General features: G+C 44.5%; 22 protein-coding genes and 2 tRNA genes. 22 read left to right on the forward strand and 2 right to left on the reverse strand.

Translation table 11 applies throughout. From position 1 onward, the window contains the following. Nucleotides 1-10: 10 nt before the first annotated feature. Nucleotides 11-1,117 carry a nitrous oxide reductase family maturation protein NosD gene (locus EO95_RS10130; RefSeq protein WP_048134436.1) on the reverse strand — a complete coding sequence of 369 codons (1,107 nt, stop codon included), beginning with the start codon at nucleotides 1,115-1,117 and terminating at the stop codon, nucleotides 11-13. Nucleotides 1,118-1,633: 516 nt separating this feature from the next. On the opposite strand from EO95_RS10130, the gene EO95_RS10135 reads away from it, so the two are divergent. From EO95_RS10135 to EO95_RS10210, 17 genes are all read left to right on the forward strand, one after another. Then, a complete protein-coding gene (locus EO95_RS10135) occupies nucleotides 1,634-2,995 on the forward strand; it encodes a Single-stranded DNA binding protein (RefSeq protein WP_048134438.1) in 1,362 nt (453 codons plus the stop codon). Continuing rightward, nucleotides 2,988-3,857, forward strand: coding sequence for an RPA family protein (locus tag EO95_RS10140; protein ID WP_048134439.1), 870 nt, complete (start codon nucleotides 2,988-2,990; stop codon nucleotides 3,855-3,857). The genes EO95_RS10135 and EO95_RS10140 overlap by 8 nt, the downstream gene beginning before the upstream one ends. Before the next feature lie 148 nt (nucleotides 3,858-4,005). Further along, nucleotides 4,006-5,577, forward strand: coding sequence for a phosphoglycerate dehydrogenase (gene serA, locus EO95_RS10145; protein WP_048134441.1), 1,572 nt, complete (start codon nucleotides 4,006-4,008; stop codon nucleotides 5,575-5,577). Nucleotides 5,578-5,764: 187 nt separating this feature from the next. Continuing rightward, nucleotides 5,765-6,289: a DUF2240 family protein gene (locus tag EO95_RS10150; protein ID WP_048134443.1), complete on the forward strand. Its 525-nt coding sequence runs from the start codon at nucleotides 5,765-5,767 to the stop codon at nucleotides 6,287-6,289. Between the two features lie 171 nt (nucleotides 6,290-6,460). Next, nucleotides 6,461-6,841, forward strand: a complete 381-nt coding sequence (locus tag EO95_RS10155) for a 50S ribosomal protein L18e (RefSeq protein WP_048134446.1) — start codon at nucleotides 6,461-6,463, stop codon at nucleotides 6,839-6,841. A gap of 9 nt (nucleotides 6,842-6,850) precedes the next feature. Further along, nucleotides 6,851-7,273 carry a 50S ribosomal protein L13 gene (locus EO95_RS10160; protein ID WP_048134447.1) on the forward strand — a complete coding sequence of 141 codons (423 nt, stop codon included), beginning with the start codon at nucleotides 6,851-6,853 and terminating at the stop codon, nucleotides 7,271-7,273. Nucleotides 7,274-7,286: 13 nt separating this feature from the next. After that, a complete protein-coding gene (locus tag EO95_RS10165) occupies nucleotides 7,287-7,691 on the forward strand; it encodes a 30S ribosomal protein S9 (RefSeq protein ID WP_048134449.1) in 405 nt (134 codons plus the stop codon). 8 nt (nucleotides 7,692-7,699) lie between these two features. Further along, nucleotides 7,700-7,888: a DNA-directed RNA polymerase subunit N gene (locus tag EO95_RS17125; RefSeq protein WP_048141520.1), complete on the forward strand. Its 189-nt coding sequence runs from the start codon at nucleotides 7,700-7,702 to the stop codon at nucleotides 7,886-7,888. Further along, nucleotides 7,889-7,963, forward strand: a tRNA-Pro gene (locus EO95_RS10170). A 111-nt stretch (nucleotides 7,964-8,074) separates the two neighbouring features. After that, the gene (locus tag EO95_RS10175) at nucleotides 8,075-8,257 is read left to right on the forward strand and encodes a DNA-directed RNA polymerase subunit K (RefSeq protein ID WP_048134451.1); all 183 of its coding nucleotides are present in this window, start codon (nucleotides 8,075-8,077) and stop codon (nucleotides 8,255-8,257) included. A gap of 68 nt (nucleotides 8,258-8,325) precedes the next feature. Continuing rightward, nucleotides 8,326-9,063 (forward strand): 30S ribosomal protein S2, encoded by a 738-nt coding sequence (gene rpsB, locus EO95_RS10180; RefSeq protein ID WP_052733563.1) that lies wholly within the window; start codon nucleotides 8,326-8,328, stop codon nucleotides 9,061-9,063. A 68-nt stretch (nucleotides 9,064-9,131) separates the two neighbouring features. After that, nucleotides 9,132-9,935, forward strand: coding sequence for an MEMO1 family protein (locus EO95_RS10185; protein WP_048134453.1), 804 nt, complete (start codon nucleotides 9,132-9,134; stop codon nucleotides 9,933-9,935). A 214-nt stretch (nucleotides 9,936-10,149) separates the two neighbouring features. Beyond that, nucleotides 10,150-11,055: a mevalonate kinase gene (locus EO95_RS10190; protein WP_048134455.1), complete on the forward strand. Its 906-nt coding sequence runs from the start codon at nucleotides 10,150-10,152 to the stop codon at nucleotides 11,053-11,055. A gap of 306 nt (nucleotides 11,056-11,361) precedes the next feature. Then, complete coding sequence (locus EO95_RS10195; RefSeq protein ID WP_048134458.1) at nucleotides 11,362-12,144, forward strand: isopentenyl phosphate kinase; 783 nt, start codon at nucleotides 11,362-11,364, stop codon at nucleotides 12,142-12,144. Nucleotides 12,145-12,147: 3 nt separating this feature from the next. Continuing rightward, nucleotides 12,148-13,245 carry a type 2 isopentenyl-diphosphate Delta-isomerase gene (fni, locus tag EO95_RS10200; RefSeq protein WP_048134460.1) on the forward strand — a complete coding sequence of 366 codons (1,098 nt, stop codon included), beginning with the start codon at nucleotides 12,148-12,150 and terminating at the stop codon, nucleotides 13,243-13,245. Between the two features lie 1,762 nt (nucleotides 13,246-15,007). Then, nucleotides 15,008-16,351 carry an RNase J family beta-CASP ribonuclease gene (locus EO95_RS10205; protein WP_048134462.1) on the forward strand — a complete coding sequence of 448 codons (1,344 nt, stop codon included), beginning with the start codon at nucleotides 15,008-15,010 and terminating at the stop codon, nucleotides 16,349-16,351. A 38-nt stretch (nucleotides 16,352-16,389) separates the two neighbouring features. Next, nucleotides 16,390-17,355 (forward strand): polyprenyl synthetase family protein, encoded by a 966-nt coding sequence (locus tag EO95_RS10210; protein WP_048134508.1) that lies wholly within the window; start codon nucleotides 16,390-16,392, stop codon nucleotides 17,353-17,355. Between the two features lie 226 nt (nucleotides 17,356-17,581). Here EO95_RS10210 and ppdK read toward each other — a convergent pair whose 3' ends face one another. After that, entirely contained in the window at nucleotides 17,582-20,242 is a 2,661-nt protein-coding gene (gene ppdK / locus EO95_RS10215) for a pyruvate, phosphate dikinase (protein ID WP_048134463.1), read from the reverse strand. Between the two features lie 321 nt (nucleotides 20,243-20,563). Between ppdK and EO95_RS10220 the strand changes: the two genes are divergently transcribed. From EO95_RS10220 to EO95_RS17130, 5 genes are all read left to right on the forward strand, one after another. Continuing rightward, the gene (locus tag EO95_RS10220; protein WP_048134510.1) at nucleotides 20,564-20,824 is read left to right on the forward strand and encodes a Gar1/Naf1 family protein; all 261 of its coding nucleotides are present in this window, start codon (nucleotides 20,564-20,566) and stop codon (nucleotides 20,822-20,824) included. A 192-nt stretch (nucleotides 20,825-21,016) separates the two neighbouring features. Then, complete coding sequence (locus tag EO95_RS10225; RefSeq protein WP_048134465.1) at nucleotides 21,017-22,030, forward strand: transcription initiation factor IIB; 1,014 nt, start codon at nucleotides 21,017-21,019, stop codon at nucleotides 22,028-22,030. Nucleotides 22,031-22,809: 779 nt separating this feature from the next. Beyond that, nucleotides 22,810-23,820, forward strand: a complete 1,011-nt coding sequence (locus tag EO95_RS10235; protein ID WP_048134468.1) for a class I SAM-dependent methyltransferase family protein — start codon at nucleotides 22,810-22,812, stop codon at nucleotides 23,818-23,820. Between the two features lie 562 nt (nucleotides 23,821-24,382). Then, nucleotides 24,383-24,454 (forward strand) — tRNA-Thr (locus EO95_RS10240). A 478-nt stretch (nucleotides 24,455-24,932) separates the two neighbouring features. Next, the gene (locus tag EO95_RS17130) at nucleotides 24,933-26,513 is read left to right on the forward strand and encodes a PGF-pre-PGF domain-containing protein (protein WP_235282962.1); all 1,581 of its coding nucleotides are present in this window, start codon (nucleotides 24,933-24,935) and stop codon (nucleotides 26,511-26,513) included. Nucleotides 26,514-26,743 lie beyond the last annotated feature (230 nt).

Genomic DNA, 26,743 nt, shown 5'->3' on the forward strand with positions numbered 1-26,743 from the left:
ACTGTTATTGTTACCTTCTCCGCTTCAGGATATAAGCCGCTCCTGCCGCCAGAACTGTAAATCCAAGACCCGGTCCAGGAGCTCCGTTTTCTTCTGGAGCTTCTGTTTCATTAGTTTCATTTCCTTCCCCTGCGGTTTCGTTTTCTTCTGTCTGTTCTTCTACAGGGGTTCCAGTCTCATTTCCTGCGCCTTCTCTGTCTGCCAGGCCCTGCTCGTAAGCTTCAGCATCCAGTTTGCTTTCGAGGGATGTGACAGCATTTGGAACTTTCGGGAAAAGCGGGGAGTTATCGGATCCGCCTCCGGTTACCTCGTATGAGACATCACATATTCCATTGCTGTTTCCATCCACGCAGGTTTCACTGTAACCGGTCCCTTCAAGGTCTGCCCAGAAATTACCGCCAATATAAGGGCCCCGGACAAGGTTACTTTTGGTTGAGAGGGTACTCTGCCAGGTGTTGTCTGCGTTTACGGTGTTTTCTTCTACATTTTCTGCGTTTTTGAAGTAGTTATTAAAGATAATGTTCCTGCGGCTCTCTTCAAGGGAGATCCCGAAACCGTAGTTATAAGCAACGAGGTTGTCCTGGATCGTGTTTGAGTCCGAGCCTTCGAGCCTTATCCCTATTTCATTCAGGGTTATGGTGTTGCCGTTTATGTTATTATTTCCCGCTTCCTGCAGCAGAATCCCGTATTCTGAGTTTCTGGCTCTGTTATTGTTGATATAGCAGTTATTGGCTCCTGTAAGCAAAATTCCGGCTTTCTTTGAATCCTCTATCCCAAATCCGCTGAAAGTTACCCTTTCCGCAGTTATTTCTACGGTACTTTCTGCAGGGTCAGCTGCCTTTACAATCGTATTGTTAGGGTTCCTCGAGTCAGACCAGATTCTCACCTGCCTGTCTATTTTGAGGTTTTCAACATAAGTCCCGGGGCTTACAAAAATAGTATCTCCGGCTTTTGCGGCGTCCACTGCAGCCTGTATTGTTGTATAGCCCCCTTCGGTTTCAGAATCCACGTTTAAGTTTGCTGCAGAAACGGCAGAGCATGTGCATATGACTGCCAGAATAAATGCAGTTGCTACTATTTTTAATACCTGTAAATCCCTTTCTTTCATTCTTTCCATCTTTAGTTCCCCTTTTACTCTTCCATTTCGTTATGGTTCTTTCATTCGTTTTTATCATTTTAGAAACCGTTAATTTCCTCTTTTCCGAATTTCCTCTGTTTCTCAGGAACGGATCTGATCTCTTTTTCAGGAATGTATCTTATTTGTTTTTCAGAGCTAATTCTTTCAATATTTTATCAGGAAAACAATTTTGTCCTGAAAAGATATATCTTTGGAATCACAAGTTCTGAACAATCATCCTTGAAAAGTAATATCTAAAAGATTACAGAAGCGAAGTTTGTTTAAACTAACAGTTAATGATTTCCAAAAGTTATCTTTATGATGGACTGAGTATTCCTACTTATCAGATTTCGAAAATATCAAGTCTTGAAACCTGACTACCTATAAATGCTCGAAATGCTTGCAGTTGTAAATGACTGCAGTCATAAAGTATAACCTAAAACCCTTATATCTAAAGTAAAACCTGAAACCCTTATATCTGAATTGTTTTATTCTTGTCTCGAATGGAGGCTTAAAATGGATGAAAAAATTGCGCCCCAACTTGAAGAGCTAACCAGGGCGCTTGGAGACATTGAAAAGAGTGGTATCCGGGCAGAATTCGATAAACTTCTTGCTTTTCGCGTACCTCCGGAAGTTGCAAAGGAGAGTATCCTCCGAAAGTTTGGTGGAAAAAGGAAAGTCCTGAAGGTAAAAGACCTTTCAGCTTCCCTTAAGAATTTTGAAATAACAGGCAGAATCCTGGATCTAGGGGAAAAGGCACTTCGTCCTCAGGAAGGGGTGCATGAAGGGCCTTCCAGATTGTATACCGGGGTTCTTGCAGACGAAACGGGTTCTGTCATGTTTTCCTCATGGAGGGAGTTGCCGGGTTCGGTTGGAGATGTTATCAATGTCAGGAACGCCTATACTCGCCTCTGGCAGAACAGGATAAGGCTTTCTATAGGGGAGCAATCTCTGGTATCTAAAGTTTCTGACTCTTCACTCCCTCCGCTTTCCGAACTTTCCGAAAGTCCCGCAAAAAAATTGATTGATATCGGTGCTGCGGATTTTTCCGTTAGAACCGTAGCCTGTGTACTTCAGCTTTCTCACAGAGAAGTTCTGGTCAGGGGTAAGCAGTCTAAAGTGATTTCCGGCGTGCTTGCGGATGAGACCGGCAGGCTGCCTTTCAGCGCCTGGGTTGAACTTCCGGGCATTGACATAGGAAGCATAATCAGGATAGAAGGGGCCCAGATCCGCATGTTCAGGGGAATGCCTTCGATCAATATCCTCAGCAGTACTAAAGTCTCTTCAGTCGGGTCTGAAGAAGCTGAAAGTCTTGCTTTTACTTTCGAGTCCGCAGCAAAAGACCCTACCCCCTTTAAAATAGAAGAAATAGACTCAAGAGACAGTATGTTCGATATAGCTGCTGCAGGCAATGTTGTTTCAGTCCGACCGGGTTCTGGAATCATTTCCCGCTGTCCGGAGTGTAGCCGTGTGGTTCAGAAATCAAATTGCAGGGCACATGGCAAGGTGGAAGGCGTAAGAGATATGCGAATTAAGGCTATACTGGATGATGGGACAGGGGCTATGTCAGTCATGTTTCCAAGGGAACTTGCAGAATCTATCTACGGGAAGACCCTTGAGGAAGCCGAACAGCTCATGTTTTCTGATATTTCTAAAGACGCGGTCTATGAAGACCTGAGACGGTTCCTTACCGGCCGTTACCTGGCAGTACGCGGGAATTCTTCAAAGGGAGAGTATGGAATTTCTTTTGTTGCAGAAAGTGCCTGGGTGCCCGAAGATGACCTCGCTGTTAGAGTTGTTGAATTATTACACAGGCTCGGGCAGGATGAAGAGGAACCGGGTTCAGAGGTTTCCGGGGGAGGGATAAGCCTTGCTTAAGAGAGAAGTTGCAAAAAGGGTTTTTGCAAAAGAATTTGAAGCCTGCAGGGAGCTTGAGAAATCGGCAAGATCCGCGTCCGAAACAGCTGATTCAAAATCCCCCAACCTGCTTATCAGCCCCCTGGGGCTTATTCTCAACCGTGTCTTTGCAATTGGTGTGCTTACCGAACTCGACAGTATAGGTACACAAAATGAAATGTGGAAAGCCCGGATAGTTGACCCAACGGGAGCTTTTACGGTATATGCAGGGCAGTACCAGCCTGATGCTTCCATTTTCTTTTCAACGGTTCAGGTCCCTGCTTTCATAGCACTTACCGGAAAAGCCAGAATTTACGAACCCGAACCGGGCTCTGTTTTTATCTCAATCCGGGCAGAAGAGGCAAACGTTGTAGACGAAGAGCTCCGCAATAGGTGGGTTGTGGATACTGCAGAACAGGCCGTTGACAGGCTTGAGGCTTTTTCGGATGCTCTCGCATGCGGATACCATGGGGAAACACTCAGGGAATACCTGCTTGAGAGAGGAATTTCCGAAGAGCTTGCGGAAGGGATATCCATTGCCCTTGAAAGGGAACGCGCCCCTCAGGAATTTGCTAAACAGCTCAGGGCTTCTATCCGGGAAGGTCTCAGCGCTCTGAACTTCGAATCCGAAGATCCTGCAGGAGCCAAGGCTGACCAGAAGGAGTTCGTACTTGAGCTGCTCAGGGAAATGGGTGGAGGCAAGGGAGTTGATTACGCTAGTTTTGTAGATGCCGCAATCTCAAGAGGCGTCCCTGAAGAGTTAGTAGAAGAAGTTGTCCGTTCTCTTCTTTCGGGAGGGCAGTGTTACGAACCGAAGATCGGAATTATAAGGCTTGTAGGTTAATCGTGTGGAGTAGAGCTTTAAAGATCCTAATATTAGGAAAATCCGCCTCTAAAAACATGTGATAATGCTTAAGTGTGATTAAGTTGATTGGTATTCTTTGTTAAAATTTAGCATCTCACGTTTATCGTATTTATCTGGAGAAATTAACATGAAAGTATTGGTCAGCGACTCACTCTCCAATGAAGGTTTGGAGATTCTGAAAAAATATTTTACTGTTGACGTTTGTACCGGTCTCTCCGAAGACGAGCTGGTGGAAAAGATCGGGGCCTACGATGCCCTTGTAATACGCAGCGGCACTCAGGTTACTCAGAGAGTCATCGAGGCTGCTGACAGCCTGAAAATTATCGGAAGGGCAGGAGTCGGAGTCGACAATGTCGATGTTGACGCAGCCACCAAGAAAGGAATCATTGTAGCCAATGCTCCCGAAGGAAATATGATTTCGGCAGCAGAGCACACAATTGCTATGATGATGTCGATGTCCAGGAATATCCCTCAGGCAAACGCTTCCCTGAAATCCAGGGAATGGAAGCGCAACAAGTTCACGGGCGTTGAGGTCAAGGGCAAGACACTGGGAGTTGTAGGGCTCGGAAGAATCGGGTCTGAAGTCGCAAAGCGGGCTTCAGGGCTTGAGATGAACCTTATGGGGTATGACCCTTTCATTTCCGAGAAGCGGGCTGCCGAACTCGGAGTCAAGCTGGCTACAGTTAATGAAATTGCAAAAGAGGCTGACTACATCACAGTGCACACTCCACTTATCAAGGAAACCAGAAATATCCTTGATGACGAGCAGTTCGCCCTCATGAAGCCAGGGGTCAAGATCATCAACTGTGCCCGCGGCGGTATCATCAGCGAAGAAGCCCTTACAAGAGCCCTTGAAAGTGGAAAGGTCGGCGGGGCAGCCTTAGATGTTTTTGTTGAGGAACCACCTTTTGACAATCCTCTTTTGAAATTTGACAACGTCATTGTAACTCCGCATCTCGGTGCCTCCACACAGGAAGCTCAGGTTAATGTTGCAATCGACATCGCCAGGGAAGTAGTCTCCGTCCTTACTGGCGGGCTTGCAAAGAACGCAATCAATATCCCCTCGGTGAAGCCCGAAGCTATGGCAGTCCTTGCTCCATACATCAGGCTCGCAGAGCTCATGGGTAAAATTGCAGGGCAGCTTGTAGACGGCAATTACGAAAAGGTCGAAATCGCGTACAATGGGGAAATCTCCGGAAAAGACACCAGGCCACTTACAGTCTCTGCTCTCAAAGGGCTGCTTGAAATGGCTCTCGGTTCCGGGGTAAATTACGTCAATGCTCCTACCCTTGCGAAGTCCAGAAAGATCGCAGTAGTGGAAAGCAAGTCCGAGTCTGCAGAAGAGTATTCTTCAACTGTCAGTATCAGGCTCACCAGCGGAGAAACTGCGAAGCTGGTTGCCGGAACTGTTGTTGGAGACGAGCCCAAGATTGTTTCCGTTGATGATGACAGTGTAGACATCTTCCCCGCAGGCCGTATGATCTTTGCCAAGCACATTAACAAACCGAATGTTATCGGACCCTGTTGTATGGTTCTTGGTAAAAACAACATCAACATTTCAGGCATGCAGGTCGGAAGGGCGGAAGTCGGAGGCGTTACCATGATGGTCCTTAACGTGGATGTCGATGTCTCTGATGCAATCCTTGAAGAGGTAAGGCAGGTCCCTGGAATCATCAATGCCAAGCTTGTGACCCTCTGAATTCGTTCATCAGTAAATTGTAGTAAAAATATTCCGAAAAACATTTCACTTCGGCACAGGCTTAAATTTCATTTCTGTGCCGGAGACATTCATTTTTTTTCGGAATTCTTCAAATGTGAAACTGCACCCTGTGGGACTTATATACTATACTGCCCCTCCCAGCGCAGTTATTTTTCGAGGTTCATGAATGGAAGAACTTAAACGTGTTGTTTCGGCCCCTTTTAAAAAAAATCTTACCGGTTCTCTCCCGGAAAAAGACTTTGAGTTTTCCCTTGCCTTTGATCTGAAATGGTTTTCCCCGAAGACTGCTTCTGAGGTAAAGGGCCGCGCCCTTGAAGCAGGCCTGCTTTCCCTTAAGGACGGTGCACTTTTACCCTGTTTTGATGTTGAGAGTGTCCGGCTTCCCCATGCTTTTAAACCTCCTGAAGATTTTCTCGAACTCAACAAGAAACCCGGAAAACCAGATAAATCTTCTGCAGGTCGTCACAGGGAAGAAATATCCTTTGAACAGATCCTTGATTTCGTTTCCGCGGATACGGGCGTAAACAGACAACGGCTTGTTTCCGAAATCAATTCCATGCAGGATAGGCTTGCTTATCTTGTGGATATCCGGATAGTGGCACTTATTGTGGCAAGAAAGTTCGGATGCGAAATAGAGGGGATACTTGGGAAGGTTTCCATGGTTGTTCCTGGTTCTTCAGATTACGCATAATCTTTATGTACTAGAAATGTTATTCACATCATACCATCCGACTAATCGCTTGATCTTTAATTTGCTGCCCCTAACTTCAGAGTCGCGGCAGCTATAGCGATGTTCGAACGCGATAGGGAATTTTTTTCCGCGTGAGTGAGATTTCATACTAATCTTGCGGAGGGACATACATTGGGTAAAAAATCACTGGTAAAACTAGTAAGAAAAACAAATCCAAGAATCGTTTCCCTGATTCTTACCCTGAAAGAGAGGGCAAATGGAGATTCTGCCCCCATCTGGAAGGATATAGCGAAACGTCTTGAGGCGCCGTCCAGAAACTATGCGGCTGTGAATATAAGCAAGATCAACAGGCACACTGCTGAAGATGATGTCCTGCTTATCCCCGGAAAAGTCCTGGGTGCAGGTCTCCTTGATCATTCTGTTACGGTTGCGGCTGTAACATTCAGCGAATCCGCAGTTGAAAAAATAACTGAAGCCGGCGGCAAGTGCCTGAGTCTCGAGGAGATCATGGAAGCAAATCCAAAAGGGTCCGGTATCCGGATTTTCCGCTGAGGTGACAAGATGACGGTTATCGATGCAAATGGACTTATTCTGGGGCGTCTTGCAAGTACAGTTGCAAAACAGTTGCTTTCAGGAGACGAAAAGGTTTATATTATAAATGCCGAAAAAGCCATCATTTCTGGCGCAAGGGCAGCCACCCTTAGAGAGTACCGGGAGACCCGAGAAAGGGGTGCAACGGAATTCGGGCCTTACTTCCCGAAGCGTCCGGACCGCATCCTGAAGAGGACTATTCGTGGCATGCTGCCCTATAAGAAATCAAGAGGCAAGGATGCAATGTCCAGGCTCAAAGTCTATGTAGGTGTCCCCTATGAACTTAAGGGTGCTGAAACGATCGCCATCGCAGATGCCGACATGAGGCTTCTGAGTTCCAACAAGTACATGGAGCTTGGTGAAGTGAGCCAGAAAATGGGTTCAAAGTTCTAATGGGTGAGTCCTCATGGTCAAAGTAGTTAATTCATCTGGAAAGCACAAGACTGCAACTGCACGTGCAACAGTCATGAAAGGTACCGGTAAGGTCAGGATCAACAAAATTCCACTCGAGCTCTATACTCCTGAGCTTGCAATGATGAAGATCTCCGAACCTCTGCTAATCGCAGGAAATGAAGTAGTTTCCGGGCTTGACATCAATGTCGATGTTCGGGGCGGCGGAATCGTCGGGCAGGCTAATGCGGTAAGGACCGCTGTTGCTCGTGGGATTGTGGAATGGACAAATGACACAATCATCAGAGACAACTTCGCAACCTACGACCGCAGTTTACTTGTAAGCGATTCCAGGCAGAAAGAATCAAAGAACTTTGGTGGGCCTGGAGCAAGGGCTAAATACCAGAAATCTTACAGGTAAGGACAGTTATGATCCCAGTCCGATGTTTCTCATGTGGAAAAGTAATCTCTAACTATTGGGATGAGTACAAAAGACGCGTCAACGATGGCGAAGACGCTGCTACAGTAATGGATGATCTCGGGATCACCCGTTACTGCTGCCGCAGAATGTTCCTCAGCCATGTCGAACTTGTTGACGTTCTTTCACCGTACCAGTAAGGGACCGTAGGGTAGCTTGGTCCATCCTTCGGCGTTCGGGACGCCGGAACCTGAGTTCGAATCTCAGCGGTCCCACTTCCCTTTTTAAGGGCACTGGTTTTCAGGTGTATGTACTGAATATCAAATTTATCATGCTTCTCGATTATCGGAACTCATCGGAGCGTTTTTAAGTTTCAGGGTGATCTGTTGGTTAAGGAAAAATATACCCGGTTCGAGCGTGCACGAATTGTTGGTGCAAGAGCATTGCAGATAGCAATGGGGGCTCCTGTCCTGGTTGAAGATGACGGGCGGCTGGACCCCCTGGGTGTAGCCATTGCAGAGTTGAAGGCCGGAGTTATTCCTATAACGGTCAAACGTAAGAAAAGCTAAAAACGTAATGGGATACATTTCAGATGCTGAATGCGTTTTATTGTTGATTCTATATATGAGGTGACTTTATGGAGGAAATTGAGCAGACAGGGCAGGAGGAAACCGGAGAGCAGCCTTTGCCTGAAGAAAATGTCGTGGCTGAAGCAAAACCTGAAAAGGAAGCCGCAGCAAAGACCGGATCTGTACCTGTAGAATCGGGGGAAGAAGCAGTTTCTCCCAAAGAGGGAGCTACATCCCTTGTATCTATTGACGAATACCTGGCAGCAGGTGTTCATATCGGGACCCAGCAGAAGACTCAGGATATGATGCGTTTCGTATACAGGGTCAGAACTGACGGGTTATACGTACTTGATATCCAGTCCACAGATGAAAGAGTCAGAGCTGCATCAAAATTGTTGTCTCACTATGACCCTTCCAGACTCCTTGTGGTATCTTCAAGGCAGTATGGGCAGCACCCCGCCAGAATGTTCTCAAGGGCACTTGGCACAAGGGCAATGCTCGGAAGGTTTATTCCAGGTTCTCTTACAAACCCGCAGATGCATGGTTTCTTTGAACCGGATGTTATAATTGTAACCGATCCGGCCGGAGATGCCCAGGTCCTGAAGGAAGCTTCAAGCATTGGGGTGCCTGTGATCGCACTTTGTGACACCAACAACCTGACCTCAAATGTGGATCTCGTAATCCCAACCAACAATAAAGGTAGAAAAGCTCTTTCTCTTGTCTACTGGCTGGTTGCAAGGGAAGTATCCAGACTCAATAATACCCCCTTCAATTACGAGATGACTGATTTCGAAACTCCTCTCTGATTTCGGAACATCCGTCCTGCATACTGCAAGGGTTTATACAAATTGCCCATATCTTATATTATGGGTGATTGGAAATGAGACAACCAGCAGTTGCAGGGCAGTTCTATCCCCTGCATTGTGAAAATCTGGAGAAAGAACTTCTACGATGTTTCGAAGGTCTGGAGTTCAGAGAACGAGAAGTCCTTGGGGCTGTTTGCCCGCATGCCGGGTATATCTATTCCGGGAAAGTGGCTGCACATGTTTATGCAACCCTTCCTGAAGCCGATACCTATATCCTTTTCGGCCCCAACCATACAGGGTACGGTTCGCCAGTATCAGTATCCAGAGAAACGTGGAAAACCCCTCTGGGAACTATTGATGTTGATCTCGAACTTGCAGAAGGATTTCTCGGGAGCATCGTTGATGCAGATGAACTGGGGCACACATACGAGCACTCTATTGAAGTCCAGCTTCCTTTTCTTCAATACCGTTTCGGACGGAATTTTAAAATTCTTCCTATTTGCATGGGTATGCAGGACGAAGAAACAGCAGTTGAGGTGGGAAACCTTGTTGCTGACCTTGTTTCCGAAAGCGGGAAACGTGCGGTTATCATAGCGTCCAGTGATTTTACTCATTACGAAACTGCAGAACGCGCAAGGGAGACCGATAACGAAGTTATAGATGCTATCCTGAATCTCAATGTCTCAGGCATGTATGACCGGCTCCAGCGAAGAAATGCTTCAGTATGCGGATATGGGCCTATTGCAGCAATGCTTTCAGCTTCCCAACAGCTCGGAGGGTCCAGGGCAACTCTACTTAAATATGCAAACAGCGGAGAAGTTTCAGGAGATATGAGTGCAGTTGTCGGGTATGCTGCGATTATTGTGGAGTAAAGACATATCTTACGAAAAATGAAGTATGCTTGTTTTTTATTATGCAGAAAACACCCGGGATAAAGTTCATGCCGGGATAAGTTTTTTTATATAATTTTTACTTTTACTTATGGTTATCCTCTCCGAGGATAAAGTTCATTACTTTACATGCTCAAATTCAACAAAACTTTACATACTCTAATTCAACAAAACTTGAAAATTTTTGAGGAATAATATGGTTTCATGTTCTGCGCCCGGCAAAATCTATCTTTTCGGAGAGCATGCGGTTGTTTACGGAGAAACCGCAATAGCATGTGCGGTAGAGTTGAGGACCCGGGTGAGGGTAGAGTTAAACAATTCCATAGTTATCCAGTCACAAATTGGTCGAACAGGGATTGATTTTGAAACACATCCCTATGTTTCTGCAGTTATTGAAAAAATGGGGGAATTTGTACCCATAAAAGGCGTCTTTTTGACTGTTGATTCCGATATCCCTGTGGGTTCAGGGCTCGGGTCGTCTGCTGCGGTAACAATTGCAAGCATAGGCGCTCTAAATGAGCTGTTTGGATGTGGCCTCTCCCTTGAAGAGATTGCAAAACTTGGGCATGAAATCGAGATCCGGGTACAGGGTTCAGCAAGCCCTACCGATACCTATGTTTCTACTTTCGGAGGGGTTGTCACCATCCCGGAGCGTAGAAAGTTAAAAACACCTGACTGCGGAATTGTGATAGGGGATACCGGAGTTTTTTCTTCCACAAAAGAGCTTGTAGCAAATGTAAGGCAGCTTCATGATAGCTACCCTGAGCTGATTGAACCTCTTATGGCTTCTATTGGCAAAATCTCCCTAATTGGAGAACCCCTTGTGCTTTCAGGGGACTATGCTTCTATTGGCAGGCTCATGAACGTGAACCAGGGCCTGCTTGATGCTCTTGGGGTAAATATCCTTGAGCTTTCACGTTTAATCTATTCAGCAAGGGCAGCAGGAGCCTTCGGGGCAAAGATTACGGGAGCCGGAGGTGGCGGCTGTATGGTTGCACTTACGGCACCTCAAAAGTCCATACAGGTAGCTGAAGCCATTGCAAACGCAGGAGGTAAGGTCACCATTACAAAACCCACGGAACAGGGACTGAAGGTCGACTGAGCCTTAAGGAACTCCCGTGGGTTTTCCTGCAAAGGAAATACCTATATTCTCCGAAATCAAAACGCTCCGGAATCTTTACGGATTTTTCAAAAAAAGTGTGTTTAAAGGGCGGATGGAGCATTTGATAACAATTATTCCCGTTTAATTATTCCCGTTTAATTATTCCCGTTTAATTATTCCCGTTTAATTATTCCCGTTTAATTATTCCCGTTTATTTATTCCCGTTTAATTATTCACGGTTTAATACTGTCGCAGATTAATCCTTAGATCGACTGAAAGCTATTTAATAAGGTATCGAGTGATATAATGAACGCTTCAACCGAATCTGTTATCCTTAAACTCGGAGGCAGCGCCATTACCGACAAAGGCGCAAATGAAGGGGTTGTAAAAGAGGCTGACCTTCTCAGGATTGCACGGGAAGTTTCAGGCTTCCGGGGAAAAATGATTGTTGTACATGGGGCTGGCTCTTTTGGGCATACCTATGCCAAAAAATACGGGCTTGACAGGACTTTTGACCCTGAGGGGGCAATTGTAACACATGAATCCGTAAAGAAACTCGCCTCAAGGGTAGTGGATGCTCTGAACAGTTTCGGAGTTATGGCTATTGCTGTGCATCCAATGGGCTGTACCGTTTGCAGAAACGGGAGGATAGAGAGTATGTACCTTGACAGCATAAAACTCATGCTCGAAAAAGGCTTTGTCCCCGTACTGCATGGAGATGTTGTTATGGATCTTGAACTCGGGGCCTGTATCCTCTCGGGAGACCAGATAGTTCCTTATCTGGCAAAGGAACTCGGGATCACCAGGCTCGGGCTGGGCTCGGCTGAGGATGGGGTGCTTGATAAGGATGGAAAACCGGTGCCTGAGATCACTCCTGCCAACTTTGAGGAATTTCGGCAATGTATCGGGGGTTCGGGAAGTACCGATGTTACAGGTGGAATGCTTGGGAAGGTGCTGGAACTTCTGGAACTTAGCAAAAATTCTAGTATCACTTCACATATATTCAATGCAGGAAAAGCGGATAACATTTACAGGTTCTTAAATGGGGAATCCATAGGGACCAGGATCAGTCCGGATAAAAGGGTATGAAGTATGATCAATACTACCTCAAGGCGAAAGATAGAACACCTGAAGCTCTGTGCTGAAAGCCCGGTTGAAGCCCGGGGGGCTAGTTCGGGTTTTGAAGATGTGACTCTAATCCACAGGGCGCTTCCTGAATTAAACATGGATGAGCTCGACCTTTCTGTGGACTTCCTTGGTAAACGCATGCAAGCTCCATTTTTGATTGCATCTATTACAGGAGGGCACCCTGATACCATCCCTATCAATGCTGCACTTGCGGGTGCAGCCGAAGAGCTGGGAGTCGGGATAGGGGTTGGCAGCCAGAGAGCTGCAATTGACGACCCTGCTCAGGAGGACTCTTTCAGGATTGTAAGGGATGAAGCTCCGAAAGCCTTTGTCTACGGAAATGTTGGGGCTGCCCAGATTCGCCAGTACGGGGTTGAAGGGGTAGAAAAACTCATCGAAATGATTGATGCCGATGCCCTTGCCATTCACCTGAATTTCTTACAGGAAGCCATCCAGCCCGAAGGGGACAGGGATGCTACCGGTTGCCTGGATATGATTACTGAACTATGTTCTATGCTCAAAACTCCCGTGATTGTGAAAGAGACCGGAGCAGGCATTTCCAGGGAAGATGCCCTTCTCCTTCAGAAAGCCGGAGTCTCTGCAATTGATGTCGGAGGAGTTGGGGGCACCAGCTGGGCAGGAGTCGAGGTCTACAGGGCAAAAGAAAGCAGGGATTCGGTTTCCGAACGTCTCGGGGAACTTTTCTGGGACTTTGGAATTCCTACTGTTGCCAGCTTAATAGAATCCAGGGTCTCCCTCCCGATTATCTCAACAGGTGGAGTCCGAACCGGGCTTGATATTGCAAAATCCCTCGCTCTGGGAGCCAGTGCGGCAAGTGCAGCCCTGCCCTTTGTGGGACCTTCTCTTGAAGGAAAAGACTCGGTTGTCAGTGTCCTCTCCCACATGCTGGATGAGTTCAGGGCTGCAATGTTTCTTTGCGGCTGTGCAAACATCCAGGACCTGCATAATGCACCGGTTGTTGTCACCGGATGGACACTCGAATACCTTGGGCAGCGCGGTTTTAATGTAAAAGACTATTCTTTACGCAAAAATGCACTTTAATCACAGGAGAAGGGGGACTGTAATCATTTCATCATCCCTTCCTTCTATCCTTCATCTGCCTGCACAGCCCATTACAAATTTATTGGTTGTCCTCTGCTACATGGTTGATATTTTGGTATTAGAACCCCCCGCACGGCTATTGATTTCGTTTGTATTTACAGTAAGCAGGCGGGATCAAGCCTTGCGCGGCGCGTGAAAAGAAGGCTTAGGACATCATTTACGGTCATTTTGGAATAATACCAGCCAATTAATCAGGGAGCACTGATTTATTCGATTACAGATTTATTCGATTACAGATTTATTCGATTACAGATTTATTCGATTACAGATTTATTCCATGACAATGTTTATACGTAAAACGGAAGTAATGTCTCAAAAGAAAATAGTTAATATTAGTCAATATTAACCTGAGAACTTATTTATCTCTCTGAACTCTTAAATCAGGGAAAAAGTAATTAGCTTTGTTTCCCTTTAGGTATACCGGAAGAGTAAAAGAACGCCGTTTATTAAGACTGCATGAGAATACCAGAGTTATCATGATTCCATCTGGAACAATGGAAGCAGTTTTACTGGGATTTGCAGGTCAGTACTGCGGTAAGATCCTTTACAAAGCAAAGATCATACATCACAAATTGGCAGAGCAGCTGTCAGTTTACTGTAACATCGTGAAATACTATAACATCGTGAAATAAAGAGCTAATTTTTCTGGTAATTCAGATAAGTATAATTACCAGAATAGGACTTAGCTGAATAGGACTCAATGTCAAATTACCTTCATTAAGCAAAGCAGGGATAGCTCCTTAAGATCCTTAATTTAGAAATTAACTCTTAGAACTACCTCATGAAATTCTTAGGTTGAAGATCAATTTCCCGGGGTAAAGACCTTCGAAACATTAATCGGGGTTAATTTTTCCTTGAAATACACTCCTTAAAATCATCAATTCAGGACCAACTCAAAGAATTGGTTCTTTAAAATCTTGATTTAATAGTCAATTTCTTTAAATTGTTCATTAGAGTCATTTATGGAATTGTTAAATTAAAGGTCACTTATCAGATTCATTAAATCAGGAATTGTTCATAAGATCAACTGGAATAAGGGATCAATTATAAACAAATCATTTAGGCAAGTATTGAAGTGAGTTCCATACCTGATCAACTGGGATCTGGAAAATACTGGAATTCAGGAAATAAGTCATTGGAGTATGAAGACAAATCATTGGAATATATAAACCAGATTATTGGAATATATAATCTAGATTATTGAAATATAGGAAATAGGTTAGTAAAGTCATTTAAAGGTAAAAGCTTACCCTTAATTCGGAGTATGTTTGGAATCAGGCCTTTTGAGAAATAGTTGTGACTAAGGAAGGATACTGAAAGTGCCTGTGGATCAAGTTCGGCTCTGGAAATCTCTCAATGGGTCGGAAAGCCTTTTGAAAATCTGTATTACATGAGAACAGGATCAGAGGTAGTTTCCGGAAGTTCTGGCAGATCAAAATATTTGTATAATGAAACAAATATATATTTAAAGTGGCATTATCCTGCTAGGGACTGCAGCCTGGTGCATTTCATCCAGGAGAGGATTTCTTCAAGGGTATAAGAGGTAGCTTTTAGAAGTGACTTTTCTAAAGATGATTCTATACTTCTCTACTATACCGTTTACATTCATGGTCATTGATTTAAGACCGTTACCTGATTCGTTTTGAGGTTTCGGTTTCACAAGGATGAAAAATTAAAAAAATTAAATAAGAGGTTAAAAAATATGACTGAAATAGGAATTGTTGCAGTCGGCGGCTATAATGAAATGGGCCGCAATATGACTGCTATCATTATAGGTGAAGATATTGTCATTCTGGATATGGGGCTCAGGCTTGACCGGGTTCAAATCCATGAAGATGTTGAAATTGACAAGATGCATTCTCTTGAACTTATCGAGATGGGTGCAATCCCTGATGATACTATCATGAAAGAAATCAATGGGACTGTCAGGGCAATCGTCTGTACTCACGGGCACCTTGACCACGTAGGCGCAATTCCGAAGCTTGCCCACAGGTACAATGCTCCTATACTTGCTACCCCCTATACTGCAGCTATCATCAAACAGCAGATTGAGTCTGAGCGCAAGTTCGAGGTCTGCAACAGGGTTATTCCTTTACAGGCAGGCGGGACCTATCAGGTTACGGAAGATATTTCCATAGAATTCATCAGGGTCCAGCACAGTATTATCGATTGTGTACTTGCAGCTGTGCACACTCCGGCAGGAGCTGTCCTTTATGCCTGCGACTTCAAGCTGGACAGGACTCCTACCATGGGTGATGCTCCTGACTTCGAGCGCTTCAAATCCCTCGGAAGGGAAGGGGTCATTGCAATGATTACCGAAAGCACGAATGCAGGACGCTCAGGAAAGACCCCCTCGGAACAGATTGCAAAGGACATGGTCAGGGATGTACTGCTCGGGACAGAAGAGTCCGATGTGGGCATGATCGTTACAACTTTTGCCTCTCACATTGCCAGGCTAAAAGCAATTATCGAGGCTGCCGAGGAAATGGGGAGAATTCCGGTGCTTATGGGGCGTTCCATGGAACGTTATGTGAGTGCAGCCAGAGATGTCGGCTACCTTGAACTGCCCTCCAATGTGGAGATTTACGGCATGAGAAAAGATGTCGACAGGGCATTCAAGCGCATCATGCAGGAAGGCAAGAACAAGTATCTTCCTATTGTTACAGGACACCAGGGAGAGCCAGGCTCCATTCTCGTTCGGGTTGCAAACGGGGAAACGCCTTACACAATCGACCCTGGAGACAGGATTATTTTCTCAGCAAATGTGATCCCGAGCCCAATGACTCAGGCAAACCGCTATGCTCTTGAGACCAAACTCAGAATGAGGGGCGGCAGGATCTATGACAATGTTCACGTATCAGGGCACGCTTACAGGGAAGACCACTGGGAGCTTTTGCGCATGGTAAATCCTGAGCATGTAATTCCTGCCCACGGAGACATGGAAATGCACGGGCATTACATCGAAATGGCAGAGGATGCGGGGTATGTACTCGGAGATACCGTACACCTTCTCAGAAACGGCGAAGTGTTATATATAGAAGAGTAACTCTATAATGAAAACCCCTCTGTATTCTCGTGATGCTTATGACGCTTATTGATGAAATTCAAAAAAGAAGTATTCATGTTGATGCTGCAATTGACGAACTGCTTCCAATAACCCGTCCCGAGGAGCTTTACAAAGCTTCTCGTTATCTCGTGGACGCCGGCGGAAAGCGCCTTCGTCCGGCAGTTCTTATCCTGGCAGCAGAAGCTGTAGGTTCCGATCTCAGGTCCGTTTTGCCTGCAGCAGTGGCTGTGGAACTTGTACACAATTTCACCCTGATCCATGATGATATTATGGATAAGGACGACGTCCGCAGGGGAATGCCTGCAGTCCATGTTAAATGGGGTGAAGCCGGTGCTATCCTTGCCGGAGACACCCTCTACTCCAAAGCTTTCGAGATCCTGTCAAAGGTCGATAACGAACCTGTAAGGATTTTAAAGTGCATGGATGTCCTCTCAAAGACCTGTACCGAAATTTGTGAAGGGCAGTGGCTTGACATGGACTTCGAAACAAGGGACAGGGTAACGGAACTTGAGTACATCGAAATGGTGGAAAAGAAGACCTCTGTCCTCTATGCAGCCGCAGCCAAGATCGGTGCTCTCCTCGGTGGGGCCTCTGACGAGGTTGCTGAGGCCTTATCCGAATATGGCCGCCTTATAGGAATTGGCTTCCAGATGTACGATGATGTCCTGGACATGATCTCTCCTGAAGAAGTACTCGGAAAGGTAAGAGGCAGTGACCTTATGGAAGGGAAGCATACCCTGATTGTCATTGACGCTTTCAGGAAAGGCGTAAACCTGGACATCTTCGGGAAAGGGGAAGCCACTCTCGAAGAAACCGAAGGAGCCGTCCGGACTCTTACAGAATGCGGGTCCCTTGATTACGTGAAAAATCTTGCAATCTCATATATCAATGAAGGCAAGGCAAAACTGGATGTTCTGAAAGACTGTCCCGAAAAGGATCTTCTCCTCCAGATTGCCGACTATATGATTGCAAGGGAATACTGAAGTTTCTGAACATTTATCTTTCTTGAAGGATTGCGGCAGATCCTGCTGCAATTCGATAACCTTTTTTTGAATTTTCGATTTCTGGTTTTTGAGGATTAGTGCAGCATAGTAGGATTTATTTAAGTCCTGAATCAGGCTAAATGCTGGTTAGCCGCTACGCTCCTGAGAGTTGTTTTTCAAAAAAAGAAGAAAATGGCAGGATATGATCCCGCCAGAGTTTTAAATTTTAGATTTTTCCTTTTGCGTTTCTCATTTCCATTGTGCTCTGCGCAGCTACAAGCCTTGCAATTGGGACTCTGTAGGGGGAGCAGCTCACATAATCAATGCCAATTTCGTGAGCGAATGCAATGGATCTCGGCTCTCCGCCGTGTTCTCCGCAGATTCCCATCTTGAGGTTGGGTTTGACGGAGCGGCCTTTCTGTATGCCGATCTTCATGATCTCGCCTACGCCTTCCTGGTCCAGGACTGCGAAGGGGTCGTGTTCAAGGATTCCTGCCTTCTGGTAGATAGGCACGAACTTGGATACGTCGTCCCTGCTGAACCCGAAGGTTGTCTGGGTCAGGTCATTTGTCCCGAAGGAGAAGAAGTCGGCTTCCTTTGCGATCTGGTCTGCAATGATTGCGGCTCTGGGCAGTTCGATCATGGTTCCTACCTTGTAGTCGATCTTTATGCCTTTTTCAGCCATGACAGTTTCTGCCATCTTGCAGACTTCCTCTCTGGAAAGGGTGAGTTCCTTTACAAGGCCAACGAGTGGGATCATGATTTCAGGAACAATTTCCATTCCCTCAGATGCAATTTCACAGGCGGCCTCCATTATTGCACGTACCTGCATGTTGTAGATCTCAGGATAGGTGATCCCGAGCCTGCAGCCCCTGTGCCCGAGCATGGGGTTGAGTTCCTTAAGGGAAATTACACGCTTGATAACTTTTTTTATCTCATCGATTTTCCCGCAATCCCCAGAGGCTTCAAGTTCCCTGAGCTTTTCATCGAGCTCTTCTTTATCAGGAAGGAACTCGTGCAGAGGTGGGTCAAGGAGCCGAATGGTCACAGGCAGGCCTTCCATGCTGCGGAAGATTCCGAGGAAATCTGCTTTTTGCATGGGGAGTAGTTTCTTGAGGGCTTTCTTCCTGGCCTTTTCGTCTTCGGACATAATCATTTCCCTGACTGCAGGGATCCTGTCTTCTCCGAAGAACATGTGCTCTGTCCTGCAAAGCCCGATACCTTCTGCACCGAGTTCGCGGGCAAGGGCTGCATCAGCCGGGTTGTCGGCGTTTGTCCTTACTCCGAGAGTTCTTATCTCGTCAGCCCATGTGAGGAGTTTTCTCAGATCGTAATTTATCTCGGCATCAATCAGGTCTACTTTCCCGATTATGACGCTTCCGATACTTCCATCGATCGTAATATATTCGTGCTCTTTGATGGTGAAACCGTTTACCATGAAGAGAGCACCCTTCATATCGATCGAGATCTCTCCGCAACCAACGACACAGGGTTTGCCCATGCCTCTTCCAACGACTGCGGCGTGAGAAGTCATCCCTCCGCGCACGGTAAGGACTCCCTGCGCAGCTGCCATGCCGCCGATGTCTTCCGGAGATGTCTCGGTGCGGACAAGAATTGTCTTTTCGCCTAACTCTGCCATCTCTTCAGCAGCCTCGGCAGTAAATACTACCTTTCCTACAGCTGCTCCGGGAGATGCGGGAAGCCCCTTTGCAATTATTTCCAGTTTTGCTTCCGGGTCAATCCTCGGGTGCAGGAGCAGGTCAATGTGTTCTGCTTTTACTCTGTTTACTGCAGTTTCCCTGTCTATGAGCCCTTCTGCCACCATGTCCGTTGCAATCTTTACGGCTGCAGCAGCTGTGCGCTTTCCGGTTCTGGTCTGCAGCATGTAGAGTTTTCCTTCCTGAATGGTAAACTCTATGTCCTGCATGTCCTTGAAGTGGGCTTCAAGTCTCTGGCAAATATCCACAAGCTGGGCATATGCTGCCGGGATTTTGTCTCCTAGAGTATTAATATATTCTGGGGTCCTTATCCCGGCAACTACATCTTCGCCCTGTGCATTGATGAGGTATTCTCCGAAGAACTTCTTTTCGCCTGTAGATGGGTTTCTTGTAAAAGCAACGCCTGTACCTGAGGTGTTTCCTCTGTTCCCATAAACCATGGTCTGTACAGTAACAGCTGTGCCCCAGCTGTCATCAATGTCATTGAGTTTCCTGTAGGTGATGGCTCTCTGGTTATTCCATGAGTCAAAAACAGCATTAATTGCCATCTGAAGCTGAACCTTTGGGTCCTGCGGGAACTCAAATCCTTTTTCGAGTTTGATTACTTCCTTAAACCTATCTGCCAATTCTTTTAATGCTTTTGCATCGAGTTCAGTGTCGGACTTAATCCCCATTTCCTTTTTCGTGTCCTCGATTAAGGAATCGAATTTTCTGAATTCAACTCCAAGCACCACGTCCCCAAACATGGCGATAAATCTTCTATAGCAGTCGTAAGCGAATCTTTCATCATTAACTTTTTTTGCGAGTCCTATCACGGATTTGTCCGTAAGCCCCAGATTCAGGACGGTGTCCATCATCCCTGGCATAGATACTTTGGCTCCGGACCTTACAGAAACAAGTAGCGGATCTTCAGGGTCTCCCAGTTTTTTATTATTTAGTTTTTCTAATCGATCGATTGCTTCTTCGACCTGTCTGAGCAGTTCTGCGGAATATTTCTTTTCCTTTAGATAGAGTACACAGACTTCGGTTGTTATTGTAAAGCCAGGTGGTACGGGAATTCCGAGATTTGCCATCTCGGCAAGGTTTGCACCCTTACCTCCAAGCAGGTCTTTCATACTACTTTTGCCGTCAGTTACATCCTTTCCAAAAAAATATACGAACTTAGACAATGATTCTCCTCCCTGAAACGAGATCATTAATCGGAGTTAGAGTCTGATAATTCCCCAGACCTAAGGCCTGGTTGTTGCCAACAATGTCCATTTAATATATAAGCTTGTGGTTCTCCTTAACTGTATCTTATAATTTACTCTCTCAATTTAGTTCCAATCAATGTATAATATAGGTCTTGCGATATCTTTATATGTTATAAGCGTAGACTACATATGCTTCTCAGTCTATAATATATATTCTTATTCGGGACTGACAGTTTAATCCACTCGAAGCCGGGGTATTCTACCCTGCGCAGAGAGGCATAACTATTCGTGGCTGATATGAAACGACTCGGTACCGTGTTGCACAGGTCAGGTCCTAAAAACCTGATAATTAGAGGGGATGAGGTAAAACCCGATAATGTCTCAGGTAGTCCTCCAAAGTTGAATTCGGTTGTTGTTGACAAAGCCCTGAGTCGGATTGGTACAATTGCCAGTGTCTTTGGACCTGTGAACCATCCATATTTTTTAGTGAGGGGCTTTAGGCAAATTCCTGATTCAGAAATTCGGGCTCTCGTCAATGAAAGAGTCTATATTCGGTGAGATCTCTGATTGTCGATGAAGATTTAAATCCTTTGTTATGGTTAACTTTAACTGGTTTATATGTTTTTTGCTAGTTATAGCCGCAAGTTTTCGTATCCCTTCTTTTATATATATACTGTAATTTATGTTGTGCAGGCTTGAGATTGCAGGGAATCATAAACATAGTCATGTTAATTTGTAAGGTGATATAATATGGTAGAAGTCGAAAGGGTTCGCTATTCGGACACTCTTGAAAGAGAAAAAATACGTGCCATGATCAAAGCTCGCAAAGAGAAGCAAAAGGAGCAAAGTTTTGAGAACGAAAAGGCCGTGTGTCCGGAATGCGGCAGTAGGAACCTTGTTCACGACTACGAGCGGGCAGAGCTCGTTTGCGGTGACTGCGGACTTGTCGTAGATGCCGATTTTGTGGATGAAGGGCCCGAATGGCGAGCTTTCGATCACGATCAACGTATGAAGCGTTCCCGTGTGGGTGCGCCCATGACATACACAATCCACGACAAAGGGCTTTCCACAATGATTGACTGGAGGAATCGTGATTCCTACGGAAAGTCCATCTCCTCCAAAAACCGTGCGCAGCTCTATCGTTTAAGAAAATGGCAGCGTAGAATTCGTGTAAGTAACGCAACTGAAAGAAACCTGGCTTTTGCCCTTTCCGAACTGGACAGAATGGCTTCTGCTCTGGGTCTGCCGAGAACTGTCAGGGAAACAGCGGCAGTCGTTTACAGAAAAGCTGTGGACAAGAACCTTATCCGCGGCCGCAGTATTGAAGGTGTAGCCGCAGCAGCTCTTTATGCTGCCTGCCGCCAGTGCAGTGTCCCGAGGACTCTTGATGAGATCGAAGAGGTTTCGAGGGTCAGCAGGAAGGAAATCGGAAGGACTTACCGTTTCATTTCCAGAGAACTTGCCTTGAAACTCATGCCAACTTCCCCAATCGACTATGTCCCGAGGTTCTGCTCCGGGCTTAACCTGAAAGGAGAAGTCCAGTCAAAGAGTGTTGAGATCCTCAGGCAGGCATCAGAAAAAGAACTTACAAGCGGAAGAGGACCAACAGGAGTTGCAGCAGCTGCAATTTACATTGCATCCATTCTCTGCGGTGAGCGGAGGACTCAGCGGGAAGTCGCAGATGTTGCCGGGGTTACGGAAGTTACCATCAGAAACAGGTATAAGGAACTAGCAGAAGAACTGGATATTGAGATTATCCTTTAAATTCTTCTTCTTTTTTTATTTTCCAGCCTAATTAAAGGTTTTTCCGGTATGTGCAGGGTATAAGTGCCCTATTTTTCTGTGTTCAGTCTTCTTCAGATTGAGCCTTTTAGCTGTGCATATATCCTGTTTTCATATCGCGTTTAACTTTTATAATTATACATTTATCTTTCTTTTTTCCTCATAATTTTCCGGTAAGAGTGAGATAGATCAATATCCCACCACTAAAGGTCAGTATCCATAAAGCCAGCTGTATTCTCATATTTTGAAGAGTTTTCCAGCTCCATCTGTTAATTACAAAGATAAAACCAAAAGCCAGGGCTAGGGTTCCAAAAAAACCATGAATATATATAACTGAAGGGGCTTTCCCGGCAATGATTAAATTGTAAGCGGAATATAACATGTAAAGGCCGGATAATATCGCAAGAGCATATCCCCCAGTTACTATTTTTCCATGTTTTGTTATTCCTTCTTTTTTCGATTTATTTTTCTTTAAAGCCCCAACGCTTATTATGTAAAGTAATAGAGTTGCTATCTGTAGACTAAGTGATATAGTTCTGAGTTCCGATATGGTCAGTCCAGGTGCCAGATTAACTCCCCTCCATCTGTTTGAACGCTTTTTGATAATTCCTATTTTAATATAATTTCAAGTCTAAAGATGCCTTTGGAAACAAAGTTCCTGAAATAAGTCCCTTATTAAAATAAGTCCCAAATTCAATTTCGATATTGAGAAAACTTAATAACAAAAGGATAGCTTTAGAGTTTCAGAAGGTAGGAGCCCTATGAAGCGACAATGCATACAAATTCCCAAAAAGAAAGGAGAATCTGCAAGGAGAGTACTCCTTGATTTTGAACTCCTTGATAATTCTCTGAAAATAGGTTCGGATGAAACTTTTCTTTATCTTCCCCTTTCCAGAGAGCTTCTTTCGCATGAGCTGGCAGATCTTCCTGCGGAAGCTGAACTTGCTGAGTTTGATTTTGAGCCTCAGGAGAAAAAACCCACACCTGGAGATCTTCTTGGTTTCAATCCGGCTTATGAGCTCATCGGAGATATTGCGCTTCTGGAAGACGAGAGTCTGGACTCACAAACAGCCTTCAAAATCGCCGATGTCCTCCTTCTTGCCCAGCCAAACATAAAAACCGTTGTCAAGCCTCTTACTCCTGTTATCGGAGAGTTCAGGATCAGGGAATTTGAGGTAATTGCAGGCGAGCCCAGAACCGAAACCATCCATAGGGAGTATGGTTGCCGCTACAAAGTCGACCTTTCAAAAGCTTATTTTACTCCCCGTCTTTCTACTGAACGTTCAAGAATCCTCTCCTGGGTTAAGGAAGGCGATACCGTTGTCGATATGTTTGCAGGGGTCGGTCCTTACAGCATCCTGTTTGCAAAAAGCAAAAAGCCTTCAAAAGTTGTGGCAATCGACAAAAACCCGGATGCTGTCCGCTATCTCAGGGAAAATATAACCCTTAACTCCGCAAAAAACATTGAAGCAATCGAAGGCGATGCCCGGGAAGAAGCAAAAAGGTTTGCAGGCACTGCCGATCATGTAATCATGAACCTTCCTCACAGTGCCCATGAGTTCCTTGACTCTGCTGTCCTCCTTACAAAACCAGGTGGCATAATCCACTATTACGGAATGACTCATGAAGACGATCTCTTCGAAAGCTCCGTCGAACTTATCAGAAAAGCTGCGGAAAAAGCAGGGCGGAAGATTGAAATTCTGGAGGAAAAAGTAGTCCGTTCCTATGCCCCCCACCAGTATAATATATGCATCGAAGCAAGGGTAATTTGAGATTTCTGCCATTTTTCGCTTCTCGACCTCTCGCAAAGTTCGGAGCATGAAAATCTCTCTGCCGGGCGACTTATACTGGCAACCAGGGTGTAACTGGTAGCCAGGACGTAACTGGTAGCCAGGGTGTGCCAATTAAAATATAAAATATAAAATATTCTTTGCAGGAAGAAAAGGAACCGTATGATCTAATATTCTGAGGCCTGTGTAAAAGAAATGTTTAAACATTTGCAGGTACAATTTCAATAACGTTTCTTAAAACTGCTCAATTACAGATTATACTTAGAATTCTACAGGGAGCTGATTTCTGATGTCCACATTTGCCTATTTCATGATAGGTTTCTCAGTTTTGGTTGCTCTTATTTTTATATGGTTCTACCTCAAGTACTTTCAGAAAAGAGAAAAATAATAAGTTATAATAATTATTAAAGAGCAAGAAAGTAACTGACGGTTTTTGCTTTCCTTCTCTTTAATTCTTCTCTTTGCGGGAAGGAAACAACTCTCACGAGCGAAATAGTTAAATTCTTGATCGCTATTCTAAGTCTGCTTATTCTTCAATCCATGTGCCGTCGTGGCTTAGCGGTATAGCGGCTGATTCGTAATCAGCAGGCCGGGGGTTCAAGTCCCCCCGACGGCTCTTGTTTTTTTTGTTTTGTGTCCTCTTTTTGTGGAGTGGCTTTATAAGTTGTCTGCGATTTCAATACCTGTTTTAGTTATCCTGACAATTAGAAAGAAACTGCAAGAATGAAAATCTCTGGAAATATCAGCTTGTCGTTGACGAAACGTTAACATTTTTTGCTTTTACAATTGGTTGAACATTGCAGATTGCACATTTTAAGCCCTAATGTGTATTTTCAAGCCTTTGCTTAAATATATAAGTCTATTGTTATAATAACAATAATAATAACTGTTCGACAATATTATATACTACGGTCTATTCTATTAATATAATTCTTTATTATTAATAAATCTTTTAAAATTAGTCATTGACTTCTTCATCAATGCCAAAGTCAGATAAATAACTCCTACGTGAGTCTAAAGTCTACTTCCTTATATTATTGTTTGAGACGAAGTCATTAAAAAAATACTTTCTTTGGGTGTTCATTGTGTGGAAATTGAAAAACCGTTTCTTTGCAATTTTATCTGCCTTCTTAATCTTAATGGCAGGTTCTGGAATAGGTGCTGCAGCGAACATAATAGTTCACAATGGTGAGTCTATACAGGCAGCAGTTAATAATGCAACTGCAGGAGATACAATTATTGTTGAGCCTGGGACTTATAGTGATAGTGCCACTATAGACACGCAAGATTTGATTATAAAATCTAAATCCGGAAACCCAGATGACACAATACTCACAGGTAGTTTCAAGATTGGTGAAATTAATAACAATGTAGGCACGGTCTTTGATGGATTTACATTTCAGGGAGATGATACTTCAAGTGCTGTTGGCACTACTGAGTTTGTAGGTTGTACAGTTCAGAATAGCAAAATAATCCATCATTGGGTAGGTTTAACAGTAGGTCAAGATACCGGAATTACTTCATTAAATAATCAGTTCATAGAATGTAGAACAGGAATATCATCACTACCATTTACACATATTCAGGCAGAAAACAATCGGTTCATAGATTGCGGTGAATCAATTTTTGTTGGTGTCCCGGAAGGCACAGTTACGTCTATAAATAACGTAGAAATCCATACGGATGCATCTGGTAAACAGGTTATAGTGCCTATAAATGATATCACTGAAGGAACTAGCATTACAACTAACACCACAACACCAGATCAGCCTGTAAAACCTCCTGCAAACAATACAACCACCAATACTACAACTCCTGAGAAACCTGTAGAACCCAAAGTACCCTCCAATAACACAACCAATAATACAACTACTCCGGTAGAGAAGCCTGCTGAACCCACTGTACCTGTCACGACTCCAACTGAAACTCCAGTAGAAACCCCTGTCGAAGACACTGGAAGTAGTTCAGGCGGCAGTCATCACAGCTCAAGCTCCGGTGGTTCTTCTGGTGGAGCTGGTGGCTCTCCTGAACCTGCAAAGAATGTCGCATCTAAAGAGATCTCACAGACCTTCATCACGAAAGGAAAGCCTGTAGTGTTCAATTTCCCGCAGAATGCAACCTGTATTGAATTCATAAAGTTTGAAGCAAAGAAAACTGCAGGCAAGACTACCACCATTGTTGAGGACCTGAAGAATAAGTCTACTCTTGTTTCTGACCTTCCGGAAGGTATTGTTTACAAATCATTCAACGTATGGGTCGGTAATGCTGGCTATGGAAATTCAAAGGATATTGAAAATAAATCAATAGGCTTCAAGGTGAATAATGTCTGGATTCTGGATGACCATATAAACAAGTCTTCTGTTGCTCTTTTCAGATACGATGACGAAAACAAAGAATGGGTTAAGCTTCCAGTAAAGCTTGTAGATGAAGATGAACAGGTCCTGCATTTCACAGCTGAAACTCCGGGTTTTTCTTCCTTTGTAATTACAGGAGAAAAGATCGGTGTTGAATCCACAGAACCAGCTGTAAAATCTGAAATCAATAAATCAACAGATCTGAACATGTCCGAAAATAATTCTGAAAATTCCAGGGATCCTGGATTCGGTCCCGTAGCTGTAATATTGATAGTTGGTGCAGTTGGCCTTTGTTGTCTCTACTTCTACAGAAAAATGTAACTTAACTATCAAATAGAATATTGCCAGCTTGGGAAGATTATCTTCCCATTTATTTTTTTTGGATGGATATTAGCAAGCAGAAAAAAGATTTTGGGCAGAAATCTAAAAATAATTCCAAAAATATTGTTATATGTAAATTTCTAAGTCAAACTTTTTTTAGTAACTATATTAATTTATAGTGTGATTTTTTATGGCGATATATTATAAATAATATAAACTCAGTAGTTCCT

Source organism: Methanosarcina sp. 1.H.T.1A.1, from assembly GCF_000979295.1.
Lineage (GTDB): Archaea > Halobacteriota > Methanosarcinia > Methanosarcinales > Methanosarcinaceae > Methanosarcina.